Raw genomic sequence first — 12,065 nt, forward strand, 5'->3', positions numbered from 1 at the left:
GCTGCTTAAGCTCCCGTTCAGCGTGGCCGCAAGAGCATCCCGCCATGCTGATCGACTTCGCGCCGGCTCCGGCGCGCACGCGCGAAGGCCGCGCGGTTCCCTACGTCGTCGCCGCGGTCGCCTTCGCCGGGTACGCGGCCTGGTCGTTGCAACGGCTGAGGACGTTCGACGCGAGCGGGTTCGACCTGGGGATCTTCGAACAGGCGGTGCGGTCCTACGCGCACGGGCACTGGCCGGTGTCGGACCTGCTCGGCGCGGGCCGGCCGACGCTCGGCGACCACTTCCACCCGATCCTGGCGCTGCTGGCGCCGTGCTACCTGCTGTGGCCGTCGCCGGGGTGCCTGCTGGTCGCGCAGGCGCTGCTGTTCGCGCTGTCCGCGGTGCCGGTGACGCGGTGCGCGATCGAGCTACTCGGCACGCGCCGGGGCGCGCTGGTGGGCGCCGGGTACGTGCTGTCGTGGGGGCTGCTGTCCGCGGTGAACTTCGACTTCCACGAGGTCTGCTTCGCCGTGCCGATGCTGGCCTTCACCGCCGAGCACCTGCTGCACGGGCGGTGGCGGGCCGCGGTGTGGTGCGCGCTGCCGCTCGTGCTGGTCAAGGAGGACCTGCCGCTGACGCTCGCCGCGGTCGGCGTGGTGCTGGTGCTCAACCGGCAGCGGCGGCTCGGCTGGACGGTGATCGGCTTCGGCGTCACCGCGTCCGCGCTGCTGTTCCTGGTCGTGTTGCCGGCCTTGAACCCCGCCGGGGTCTACGCGCACGGCGGTGGCCTCAACCCGTTCGGCGGGGCGATCGTCAAGGTCTCGATGCTGCTGGCCCTGCTGGTGCCGACCGCGTTCGCCGCCGTGCGGTCGCCGCTGCTCGTCCTCGCGGTGCCGACGCTGCTGTGGCGGCTGGTCTCGGCCAACGACCGCTACTGGGGCATGGGCTACCACTACAGCGCGGTGCTGATGCCGATCGTGTTCCTCGCCGGCGTGCACGGCGCCCGCCGGTTCGGCGGGTTCCGGCGGTACCTGCCGGCGTGCGCGGTGGTCGCCGGGCTGGCTTCGCTCGGCCTGCAGGCGGCGCACCTGACCGACGGTGTCTGGACGCCGGCTCAGCGGGCCGGGATCGACGCGGTCCTGGCCCGGATCCCCGACGGCGCGACGGTACTGGCGTCCAACCGCCTGGCCCCGCGGCTGACGTCCCGCTGCACGGTGCTGTTCTTCGACGGGGTCACGGACCGGCGGCCGGAATGGGTGGTCGTCGCCCAGCCGGAACAGTCCTGGCCGACCACGCTCGCGACGAAAGCCGCGGCACAGGCGGAGCTGGAGGACGAGGGGTATGCACGGGTCGACGGGACGGACTCCGTCGTGCTGCTCCACCGTGAGTAGAGAACTCGCAGCGGTAACCGGCCAGTCGGGGGGCGTGCCGGCCGGTTACCGCCGCACCGAGGAAGAGGGCGCCCCGCGGCAGGAATGACGCCTGGGTCCGCGCTTCACTCGATCGAGTGATGTCAGGCCGGATCGGCCAGAATGCCGTTGACATACGTGCCCGGGTGGGTGGCCGCGTCCTGGCGCAGCACCGGGAGGTCCGCCGGCCAGTCCGCGGACAGCGGCCGGGTCTGGCCGGGCGGGATCGTGTTCAGCTTCGCCGGCGTCCAGGACTTGCCGCCCCCGTCCGGGGTCAGCACGGTGATGGTGGCCGAAGCCGTGGTCCCGGGCGTCACTTCGTTGTACTTCACGCCGTTGTCGATGCGCGGCAGGTGGTACACCGCGCCGAAGGCCGGGTCGTCCGGGCCGACGAGGTCGACACCGGGCACGCCGTACAGGCCGCACGTGTGGTCCGAGAGGTTCTGGTAGGTCAGCCGGAGGTCGTACTGGCCGGGGCTCTTCTCCTTCGGCTTGCCCAGGGCGACCGTGAGGTCGGCCGTCGTGCACCGGGGCGTACCGGACGTCTTCGCCGCGGCCGGCGCGGCGGGAGCGGGGGCCTCGGCGGCACCGGCGCCCGTGCCGCCGTTCGCGGCCGGTGCCGCCGTGGAGCCGGTCGTCCCGCAGGCCGTGAGGGCGAACGCCCCCGCCAGCGCCGCGGCCCCGATCGAAATGCGCTTGCCGAGCATGACGTTCCTCCCTGCGCCGAACTGGTCGAACTCACCGGAAGAGATGTCCGGCGGCCCCTCGGGGATGCGCCGGGATGCGATCGATCACCGCGACGCAACCCGCGGGATCGCCGGACGTCGGAAAGGGAGTCAGCTGCGGCCGAAGCACACGAACGGCATCAGCGGCTCCGCCTGCGCCGCGTCGGCCAGCGCCCGCGCCGGGGGCGTGCCCACCGACAGCGCCTTGTGGAACGCGAGCATCACGCCGCCCGCGGTGCGGTCGTCGACCCTGGCCACGCTCGAGACCACCGTGCGGCTGCCGCCGTAGAGCAGCGCCGCCGTGAAGCCGAGGACCTCGTCGCCCGCGCGGACCACCGCCTGGCCGACGTCGCACGACGACAGCACCACCTGCTCCGGGGCCGTCGCCAGCTGCTGGACGTCGTAGGCCATCAACGGCCCGTCGGCCAGGTTGAGCCGGGAAAACAGCACGTTCTCCTGCTCGTGGTGGCCGTGCGCGGCGAAGTGGGCGAGGCGGCAGCCGTCGAACGCCTTGAGCGTCGCCGCGACCGTCGCGTCCGGGCCGGTCAGGACCTCGGCGTCCGGGTACAGCGGCGCCAGCCGGGCGACCTCCGCCTCGGCGTGGGTCAGGTCGGAGCCCGCGACGAGCAGCGGCGCGCCGGTCGCCCGGCCGGACCGGCGCCCCGCGTCGAACCAGGCCGACGACGACGGCGTGACCGTCACCGGGCGGCCGTGCAACGTCGGCAGCAGCCCCCACGGGATCGCCGAAAGCGCCCCGGTGGGCACGACGACGACGTCGAGGTCGCCGAGCCGGGACGCCAGCGGGGCCAGCAGGATCGCGTCCAGCGCGGTGACCTGCGTGCGCACCGAACGGCGGATCACCCGGTCCAGCTGCGGCGGCAGCTGGCGCCCGCACAACGCGTCGAGGTCGCTGTGCAGCCGCGCGACCGGCTCCGCGACGGCCGACGCCGGGCCGAGCTCGACCAGCGCCACGCGGTGGTTCGCGATCACCTGCGCGCACAGCGCACCCCGGTCGGCCAGGAAGCAGACCATCGCGCTGCCGGTCTCCGCCAGCTCGTCGCCGATCTCGCGCAGCTTCGCTTCGGCGTGGCTGTCGTCCACGCCCTCGGCCTGCCAGCCCTTGGCGCGGATCTCGCGTTCCAGCGCGGCACACCGCTTCACGGCCTGGGTGTCCGGCTTCCCGGCCAGCTCGCCCGCCCGGATCTGCATCGAGAGGAACCGCAGCTCGGCGACGGCGTCGACGGTCTCCGGGTGGGACGGCGGGCGCACCGGCCGGAACCGGAACGCCTGCGCGCGCGAGCGGTCGAGCCAGCGGAACACCACACCCGGCGAACGCTGGGCGAGCGCGGCGGCGAGCCCCGCGGCGGCGAGTTCCTTGCCCAGCGACGTCGTCCCGGTCTGCAGGTCGACGCTGCCGAACCGGCTGCGGTGCCGCTGCAGCTGCGTCAGCCCGGCCCGCGCGTTCGCGAACGTGACACGCCGGTGGCCGGTCGCGGCCCCGAGCTCGGCCAGCGCGAGCCGCCGCACCAGCCGGTTTTCCAGCGGCGCGCTCCGGCGGTCGCGCGGGGCGATCGCGGCGCGGGCGCCGTCGAGGTCCCCCAGCGCGATCCGGGCCCGTGCCGCCAGCAGGCCCGCGATCTCCGCGTCGTTGCGCAGGCCGAGCCCGGTGAGCCGGTCGGCCAGCGCGGTCGCCTCCGCGCCGATGCGGGCGATCCGCCGCCCCGCCGCGAAGTCCGCGCGCAGCACGGTCAGCTGCGCCACCGCCGCCCAGGTTTCGTTGCCCCGGCGGCGAAACCGGCGTTCGGCGCGACCGGCCCAGCCGCGCGCGGCCGCCGGGTCGCCGCTCGCCAGCGCGGCCAGCGCCCTGGTCAGCTCGGCTTCGGCGTGTTCCTGGTTCATCCGCAGCCGGGGGAACTGCACGAGCGCCGCGTCCAGTTCGGCGGCGGCTTCGTGCGGCAGGCCGGCGGCCAGCAGCGCCCGCGCCTTGTCGACGGCCAGCACCGGCAGCATCCCGACGCTCTGCGCGGCGTAGAACCCGCTCGCCGCGTCGAAGTCGCGCAGGGCGCCGGGGATGTCGCCGGTCAGCACGCGCGCCTGGCCGCGGCCGTGCGCGGCCTTGGCGAAGATCCGGGCCAAGCCCTCTTCGTCGGGATGGCTCGCGCCGATCTGCTCGCACTGGTCGAGATCGGCGAGCGCGAGCCGGACGCGCCCGGCGTACTGGTGCAGCATCGCGCGGTTGAGCAGCGTCCTGGCCAGCACGACGAACTCGCCGGCCTGCCGCAGCAACGGGATGGCTTCGTCGAAGCAGACCAGCGCCTCGTCCATCCGGCCGATCAGGATGAACACCAGACCCCGTTGCTGGCGCAGGATCCCGCGCCCGGCGTCCGACACGAGGACGTCGGCCTCGTCGAGCAGCGCGAGCCCGCGGGCGCTGTTGCCGAGCGCCGTTTCGACGGCCGCGTAGGTGCCGAGCACGCGCGTCGCGAGGTCGGGCCAGGACGGCCACCCCGGCGGCGCCGCGGCGGCGGGCAGGCCGAGCAGCCGCGCGGCGGCGCGGATCAGGCGTCCCCCGACCACCGGCTGGCCGTTGTTGGTCGCGGCGACCGCCCGCCGGTGCAGGTCGCGGACCCGGTCTTCGACCCTCGGCGACGCGACCACGGGCTGCCCTTTCGGCCGGGGAAGGACGCCCCGGATCGTACCTCCGAGTCAGAGGTATCAGGCAGCTTCGAAATCCTCGAAATCTACAGCTCGATCGCCGGCGTGCTCACCGTCCTCGCCCGGCCGACCGTCCGCACCAGGACCTGCACCATCCCGTGCGGCACGCCGCCGACGGCGAACCGGCCCTCCGCGTCGGACGTCGTCGTCAGCGGGCCGGTCGCCGTGCGGACCTCGATCGGGTGCTCGGCCGGCGGGGTGAGCCAGCCGTCCAGGCGGATCGTGCCGCCCGGTTCCGGGCTCACGTTCACCATGATCGTCAGGCTTTCGCTGTCGAACGTGATGAGCCTGCCCTGTTCGGCGGCACTGCGCGCACCCACCGGCGCTTCCTGCTCCCGGATGCGCATCACCTCCAGGTCGACGTCCTCCAGCTGGATCGCGAACCGGATCTGGTCCACCAGCGTGGCGGGCATCGGGTCGGCGTCTTCCCACAGCTCGCGCAATCCGGCCAGCAGCCGGAAGTCGAGCTCGTCCAAGGGCTCGTTCGCGCCTGGTGGTTCGACGGTGGTCACAGCCAATCTCCTTCGCCGTTGGCGAGTAGCTGCTCGCGCAAGCGCGCGAGGCAGCGTCCCCTGGTCGGGCCGATACTCCCCCTCGGCATTCCCAGCCGGGCGCCGACTTCGGCGTAGTCCGGCCGGTGCACGAACGCCACGATCCGCAGCAGGCTGCGGCAGCGTTCGGGCAGGTTGTCGACCGCGCGCCAAAGCCGCACGCGCTGGTCTTCGCGCAGCACCCCCTCCTCGGGTGCCGGTGCCGCCTCGGTCAGCCGCTCCGGAAGCTCCGGCAGCGGCCGCTCGACCTGGCGCCGTTCCCCCGTGCGCCAGGCCTCCCGCTTGGTGACGGTGATCAGCCAGCCGGTCAGCGCGACCGGCGAGCGGATCTCCGCGAACGAACCGAGCAGGCGCAGCCACGTCGTCTGCACGACGTCGGCCGCCTGATCGGCGTCGAGCCCCTGGTCACGCGCCACCTGCCAGAGCAGCGGCGTGAGCAGGGAAACCAGTTCGTCCAGCGCCGCGCGGTCGCCCTCCCGCGCGGCGTCGAACAGGGTCGCCACGCGAGCGTGGTCGGTCTTGGCCACGTTCACAGCGAGCCCAGTGCGGTCCAGGCGCGCTTGACGACGGTCTCCCGGTCGACGGTGGCGAGGTCCCCGGACTGCAGCAGGGCCTTGCCGAGCTCGGCCGCGGCGAGCGGCGCGGCGAACGACGTCCCGTCCCAGACCGCGAAACCGGCGCTGAAGTCGTCCGGGTCGAAGGAGTTGCGGCCGAAGCCGGGCACCTCGTGGTCGGCCGCCGCGGTGCCGCGGACGTCGGTCGGGTAGGTGCTGACGACCCCGGCGCCGGTCGCCCAGCAGTGCACCCACGGGCCTTCGTTGGAGAACAGCGCCTTGCTCGTGGTGACGTCGGGGTTGAGCGCGCCGACGCTGATCACCTGCGGGCCGCTGCCACCGCCGAGCGGCTGGTCGGCGAAGGCCGCCGGGTAGAACCGGCGCGTGGTGGCGTCGTTGCCCGCGGCCGCGACGACGAGCACGCCGAGGCCGGTCAGCTCGGCGATCACCGCACCGAACTGGCCGGTGAAGGCGACGTCCGCGGCGTCTTCGAGGTAGTAGCCCATCGAGATCGAGACGATGTCCACCATGTCCTGCGGGCGGTTGTCCGCCTGCGCGTGCCGGACGCGGTCGGCGAGCAGGTGCAGCGCGAGCAGCACGTCGGCCTCGTACGCGACGCCGTCGCTGTGCACCACGCGGATGGCGAGGGTGTCGGCCTCCGGGCAGGCCTGCCGGACGATGCCGGCGATGAACAGGCCGTGCCCGGTGTCGGTGTCGACGTCGCCGATCAGCGGCTGGCCGGTCGTCGGCGCGTCCCAGTGGTCGTGGAGCAGCTGGGTGGGCACGGTGGTCCCGGAGCCGAGCTCGGCCGCCAGGATCGCGGCCTGGATGCCCGGGGCGACGGCGAGCCCCGAGCCGGCGGGCGGCGGGCCGGAGCGGTCGGCCAGCCCGAACCACGGGTGCGGGCCGATGCCGGTGTCGAGCACGGCGATCACCGGGCGCCGGTGCGCGGGCTTCGGGCTGCGGTAGGGCGGGGCGGCGGCCAACGTCACCGGGATCCGGTTGGCACCGCGGGTGCGCCCGTACGAGCTGCCCGCGCCGAACCCGCTGGTCTCCCAGGGCGTGCCGCCGAGACCGCTGGTCTCCCACGGCACCCCGCCGAACACCGGCGTCGTGAACAGCAGGTGCTCCACGGACACGTCCCGGACGATCTCCGGGTCCAGTTCGGGCTTCTCGCCGGAGGCGGCGGACCGCAGCAGCTGCAGCGCCCGCCAGCAGTCGACGACGACCGGGTCGGTGTCCTCCCGCACCCGCAGCAGGGCGCGGACGGGCAGGTCGTCGAGCTGCCGGACGCGGTCGAACTCCTTGCTGTCCCCGCGGTCGGCCGGCCCGGCCTCGACGCCGATGCGGGCGAGCACGCGGTTGATGGCCGCCAGCGTCCCCTGGTCGCGCAGGTACCGCTGGGGCAGGAGGAACACGCCCGGCCGGTACACGGTCGTGCGCGGCGCCGGCTGCCCGGCGGCGACGACGGCCGTCGCCGGGTCGAGCACGCGGGCGCCGTGCCGGTCCAGCAACTGCCTGGGCGGGGCCGGGAGCTCGTTGAGCGTGCTCGCGTCCTCCACCGCTGTCTCCGCGGTCTCGTCCCGTACGAACTTGACGACCATCGGGTCCACCCTCCTGCTGCCTCTGCCCCCGCCACTGATCACCAACGGCACCCGGGAAAGACCCGGGAGCCGCCCTTGGGATACGACACGGACATCACGAATGCATAACGACGACGGCAAACGGGTGACGACGTATCTGGCGCGTCCCGCTCACCCACTTGGCCCTCCGGAAGTCACGAAGCATGCGGGGAGATCACCATGGTTGTGCTCCGGTCGAGCACGCACGAGGCCGCGTTCACCGCGGAGCCGTCGACCGGCGGCGGCCGCTTCGCGGTGCCGCTCGACCTGCCGCCCGGTCCCGGCGGCAGCGCACCCGCGCTCGCCCTGCGCTACACGACCGGCGCCCCGAACGGCCCGTTCGGCGGCGGGTTCACCCTCCCGCTGCCGCACGTCGGGCCGTCCGGCGACGCCGCGCCGTCCGGTGCGGCGGGCCGGCTCGCCCGCCACGGCGACGGCTTCCTGCTCACCACGGCCGCGGGCCTGCGGCACTTCCTCGGCCCCGGCGACGGCGCCACCTGGTACCTCGACCGGACCGAGGACCCCTTCGGCACCATCGCGACGTTCGCGTGGGCGCACCACAGCGGCCAGGCCTACCTCACGCGCGTCTCCTACGGCCCGTACGAAGTGGAGTTCACCTACGAGCCGCGCCCGGACGTGCTGCGCCGCGGCCGCGGCGGCACCCTCGTCACGACGGCGCTGCGGTGCGCGCGGATCGACCTGCGGGTGCCCGCCTCGGCGCGGCCGCTCGTGCGGCGGTGGACCCTCGGCTACACCGCCGACGACGTCTCCGGCGCGTCCTTGCTGACGTCGGTGGCGCTCACCGGCTTCGACACCCAGGGCACCGAGACCGCCGCCCCGGTGCTGCGGCTGGCCTACGCCGCCGTGGAGGCCCCGGCCCCGCGGCGGGTCCGGCTGGCCGTGCGGGCGCGGTCCGGCAGCGGGGTGTCCGTGCTCGACTCCGTGCCGTACCACTCCTTCGGGGACCTGCCCCGCACCGGACGGCTGTGCGAGATCGACAACGGGCTGGGGCTGCGGACCGCGATCGAGTACGCGACCGTCGCCGCGGTGCCGGTGGTCCGGCGGGTCTCGCGGCGCGAATCGAGCACCGGCCACGTGGGCGTCACCGAGTTCGAGTACCACGACGACAGCAGGCTCCCCGTGTTCGGCCGCGTGGTCCAGGACGACCTCGGCGACGAACACGCGCCGACCCTGCGGACCGTGCGCTGGTTCGGTGCCGGGGGGTGGCTGGCCAAGGAGGAGACCTACGGCCTCGACGGCTCCCCTGATGCGAACCGGCCGTACCGCCGCGTCGAGCACTTCCGGCGTCCACAGTGGACGCGTTCGGTGACGACGGTGTTCGAACGCCGGGAAACGCCGGTGTCGGTCACCACGAAGGAGACGGACTTCGACCCGGCCGGGAACCCGGCCCGTGCGGTGGAGACGACCGAGCGGCCCGGGCGCGAGCCGCTCGTGCGCGAGACCCGGACCGAATACGCGACCGACCCCGAACACCGGTTCGCCGCGCTCCCGGCCCGGGTCCGCGAGGTCGACGGCGCCGGGAAGGTGCTGGCCGACCGGATCTTCCGGTACGACGAAGAGCCCGACGGCTTCGCCGGTTCACACGGCTTGCGGACCGCGCGGGAGGAGCTGGTGCTCACCGACGCGCTCGTCGCCGACGTCTACGGCGCGCGCCCGCCCGACCTGCGGCACCACGGCTACCACCGCCGTCCCGGCGAGGACGGCTGGTGGGTCACCACGTTCCACGGGCGGCTCGACACCGCCGCCGGGCTGCGCACGACGACGACCGATCCGCTCGGCCACACCCGGGAGGTCCGGTATTCGGCCGACCGCTGCTTCCCCGAGGTGTCCACGGACCCGCTGGGCAACGTGACCATCACGCGGCACGACGTCCGCACGGCCCGGGTGTGCGAGGTGACCGATCCGGCGGGCGCGGTGACCACGCTGACCCACGACCCGCTGGGCCGTCCGGAAGCGGTGGTGCGGCCGGGCGACACGGCGGACCTGCCGACCGTCCGGTACCGCTACGACGGCGCCCGCGTCACCACCGAGCAGCGGGCGGTGTCGGGCGAGACAGAGGTGCTGGTGACCGCCGAGCTGCACGACGGTGCCGGGCGGCTGCTGGAGCGGCGGCACGCGGAACTGCTCGGCGACGTCGTCGACGAGCACCACGAGTACTGCGCGCGCGGCCTGGTGTGCCGGACGAGCCGGGTGTTCCGGGACGGCGATCCGCTGCCCGCGCCGGAGGAGTTCCGGTACGACGCGCTGGGCCGGCCGCTGGGCGTCGCCGAAGACCGGCCCGGCGACGGCGGCGTGCGCGATCTGCTGGGGCGGGAGCTGCGGGGTGCGGACGGTGCCGTGCACGTCCGGGACGCGGCCGGGAACGTCGTCGAGTCGCGGACCGCGGGCGGGCACACGGTGTTCCGGGTCCGCGACGCGGCGGGCCGGGTGGTCGCGGTGCTGGTCGACGACCCGCACGGGACGCCGGTCACCACGTTCACCCACCACGACGGCGGGCTCGCCGTCCCGCTCGGCGCGGGACCGCACAGCTGCGGGCGGCTGGTGCGCGTCACCGACGAATGCGGCGTGACCCAGTTCGGCTACGACGCACTCGGGCGTCCGGCGGAGAAGCGCTGGCGCCCGGCGCACGTCGCCGTCGAGTACCGGCTCGACGTGACGCACCGGGCCGACGGGCGCGTGTCGGCGGTGGCCTACCCCGACGCCGGCGACGGGCGGCTGACCGTGCACCACCAGTACGACGAGGTCGGCAGGCTGGTGTGCGTGCCGGGGTTCGTCGACGCCGTCGCCTACGACCTGAGCGGCCGCCGGACCGCGGTGCACTACGCGAACGGCGTCAGCGAGCAGTGGGCCGACGGGCGGCACGTGCTCACCGGCCCGGGCGGGCTGGTGCGCGACATCGAGCCCGGGCCGGCCGCGGAACCCCGGTCCGGCAGCGAAATCCGGGACGCGTTCGGCCGGCTGCGCGGGGTACACGGCGACGACGGCGTCAACGCGCTGTACAGCTACGACCACACCGGCCGCCGGGTCCGCACCCTGATCACCGACGGCGGCCGCATCCACGAAGTCCTGACCCCGGACGACCTGTACAGCATCGAAGACGGCGAGCTGGTGGTCGTGGTGGCGAGCGCGGTGCGGCGCTACGCGGACGGCCGCACGCGTTACCTGCACTTCGACGACGCCGGCGGGATCGCCCTGTGCACGGACGAGACCGGCGCCGTGGTGGGTGGCTAGTCGAGCACGGCCAGGTCCAGCCGGCCGAGGCGGTCCGGGTCGGCGAGGATGTCGATCTCGACGATCCGGCCGCCCGCGACCGTGAAGCCCAGCACCGAGAACGGCCGCCCTTCGCGCGTCGCGACCACGCCTGCCGCGCCGTTGACCAGCGCCCGGTGCACCACGCCGCCACCGGCACCGAGGCGGGAGAACGTCAGCGCCTGGTTCGCCACCGCCGCCGCGCCGCGGACCTCGGTCGAGCCGCCCTGGGCCGCGCCGCGGTCGGCACGCAGCACGACGTCGGGGTCCAGCACCGCGACGAGCGCGTCGAAGTCCCCACCGCGCGCGGCCGCCAGGAAGGCGCCGACGACTTCGCGCTGGCGTGCGAGGTCCGGATCGGGCGCGACCGGGGCACCCTGGACCCGCCGCCGGGCCCGGCTCGCCAGCTGCCGGGTCGCCGCCTCGGACCGCCCGACGATCGAGGCGATCTCCTCGAACGGCATCGCGAACATGTCCCGCAGCACGAACGCCAGCCGTTCGGCCGGGGTGAGCGTGTCGAGCACGACCAGCAGCGCGAGGCCCACCGAGTCGGCCATCAGCGCCTCGTGCTCGGGGCCGTCGTCGCGGCTGATGACGGGGTCGGGCACCAGGGCGTCCCACGGCTCCTCGCGCCGGGCTTTCCGGGACCGCAGCATGTCGAGGCACACGCGCCCGACAACGGTGGTGAGCCACCCGCCCAGGTTCTCCACGGCGGCGGTGTCGCTGCGGTTGAGCTTCAGCCACGCCTCCTGGACGGCGTCTTCGGCTTCGGTCAGCGAGCCCAGCATCCGGTAGGCGACGGAGCGGAGGTGGTCGCGGTGGGTTTCGAAGCTGCGGGCCAAGACGTCGGCGTTCACGGGGCCGTCCTTTCGCGGTGCGATCACCACCTTGACGGCTGGGGCCGCGGGTTTGTGACAGACCTCCGAGACCCGTGTCCGCTTCGACGCGCCGGCGGCCGAGGCTTCTTCAAGCGCTCCCTGGCGCCGTGGAACTCGCGAAGATATGTTGTGGTCTTTCACGGTGTCCACTTGCTGTCCCGTTTCACGACAAACGGAATTCCAGTGTGAATGAGGTTCGGCGCTTATCCGGCACAAGGCGATAACGGCTCGGAGAAGCTCCCGAGCGTTACCAAAAGCCGTCAAGTCTAGTTGAAACTTCACCCTGTTGCACTAGCTGACCTCATCTGACCTGGCCTTACTCTGATGATCGACGCAAAGGTCGACAGCAGATCTGGCGTCGC

Annotated in this window: 8 protein-coding genes; 2 read left to right on the top strand and 6 right to left on the bottom strand. The window is 74.0% G+C overall.

Features of this window, described 5'->3' with window-relative positions; all coding sequences use genetic code 11:
• Positions 1-44 precede the first annotated feature (44 nt).
• On the top strand, positions 45-1,370 hold the full coding sequence (locus tag ACWEGE_RS17930) for a DUF2079 domain-containing protein (protein ID WP_449661572.1): 1,326 nt from the start codon (positions 45-47) through the stop codon (positions 1,368-1,370).
• A gap of 122 nt (positions 1,371-1,492) precedes the next feature.
• Here ACWEGE_RS17930 and ACWEGE_RS17935 read toward each other — a convergent pair whose 3' ends face one another.
• The 5 genes from ACWEGE_RS17935 to ACWEGE_RS17955 form a co-directional block, all read right to left on the bottom strand.
• Positions 1,493-2,095 (bottom strand): DUF4232 domain-containing protein, encoded by a 603-nt coding sequence (locus tag ACWEGE_RS17935; RefSeq protein ID WP_449661573.1) that lies wholly within the window; start codon positions 2,093-2,095, stop codon positions 1,493-1,495.
• Positions 2,096-2,224: 129 nt separating this feature from the next.
• The gene (locus ACWEGE_RS17940) at positions 2,225-4,771 is read right to left on the bottom strand and encodes a CHAT domain-containing protein (RefSeq protein WP_449661574.1); all 2,547 of its coding nucleotides are present in this window, start codon (positions 4,769-4,771) and stop codon (positions 2,225-2,227) included.
• An 83-nt stretch (positions 4,772-4,854) separates the two neighbouring features.
• Positions 4,855-5,340, bottom strand: coding sequence for a hypothetical protein (locus tag ACWEGE_RS17945; protein WP_449661575.1), 486 nt, complete (start codon positions 5,338-5,340; stop codon positions 4,855-4,857).
• A complete protein-coding gene (locus tag ACWEGE_RS17950; RefSeq protein ID WP_449661576.1) occupies positions 5,337-5,912 on the bottom strand; it encodes an RNA polymerase sigma factor in 576 nt (191 codons plus the stop codon). Before ACWEGE_RS17950 ends, ACWEGE_RS17945 begins: the two co-directional genes overlap by 4 nt.
• Positions 5,909-7,537, bottom strand: coding sequence for a S8 family serine peptidase (locus ACWEGE_RS17955; RefSeq protein WP_449661577.1), 1,629 nt, complete (start codon positions 7,535-7,537; stop codon positions 5,909-5,911). Before ACWEGE_RS17955 ends, ACWEGE_RS17950 begins: the two co-directional genes overlap by 4 nt.
• Before the next feature lie 198 nt (positions 7,538-7,735).
• On the opposite strand from ACWEGE_RS17955, the gene ACWEGE_RS17960 reads away from it, so the two are divergent.
• Positions 7,736-10,807, top strand: a complete 3,072-nt coding sequence (locus ACWEGE_RS17960) for an RHS repeat domain-containing protein (protein WP_449661578.1) — start codon at positions 7,736-7,738, stop codon at positions 10,805-10,807.
• Here ACWEGE_RS17960 and sigJ read toward each other — a convergent pair.
• A complete protein-coding gene (gene sigJ, locus ACWEGE_RS17965; protein WP_449661579.1) occupies positions 10,804-11,682 on the bottom strand; it encodes an RNA polymerase sigma factor SigJ in 879 nt (292 codons plus the stop codon). The two genes, ACWEGE_RS17960 and sigJ, sit on opposite strands and share 4 nt — an antisense overlap.
• Between the last annotated feature and the right edge of the window lie 383 nt (positions 11,683-12,065).

The sequence above is a fragment of the Amycolatopsis sp. NPDC004747 genome (assembly GCF_053601335.1).

Coding starts and splice junctions, on each gene's coding strand:
- ACWEGE_RS17930 (WP_449661572.1), top strand. CDS start 45: ATGCTGATCGACTTCGCGCCGGCTCCGGCGCGCACGCGCGAAGGCCGC.
- ACWEGE_RS17935 (WP_449661573.1), bottom strand. CDS start 2,095: ATGCTCGGCAAGCGCATTTCGATCGGGGCCGCGGCGCTGGCGGGGGCG.
- ACWEGE_RS17955 (WP_449661577.1), bottom strand. CDS start 7,537: ATGGTCGTCAAGTTCGTACGGGACGAGACCGCGGAGACAGCGGTGGAG.
- ACWEGE_RS17960 (WP_449661578.1), top strand. CDS start 7,736: ATGGTTGTGCTCCGGTCGAGCACGCACGAGGCCGCGTTCACCGCGGAG.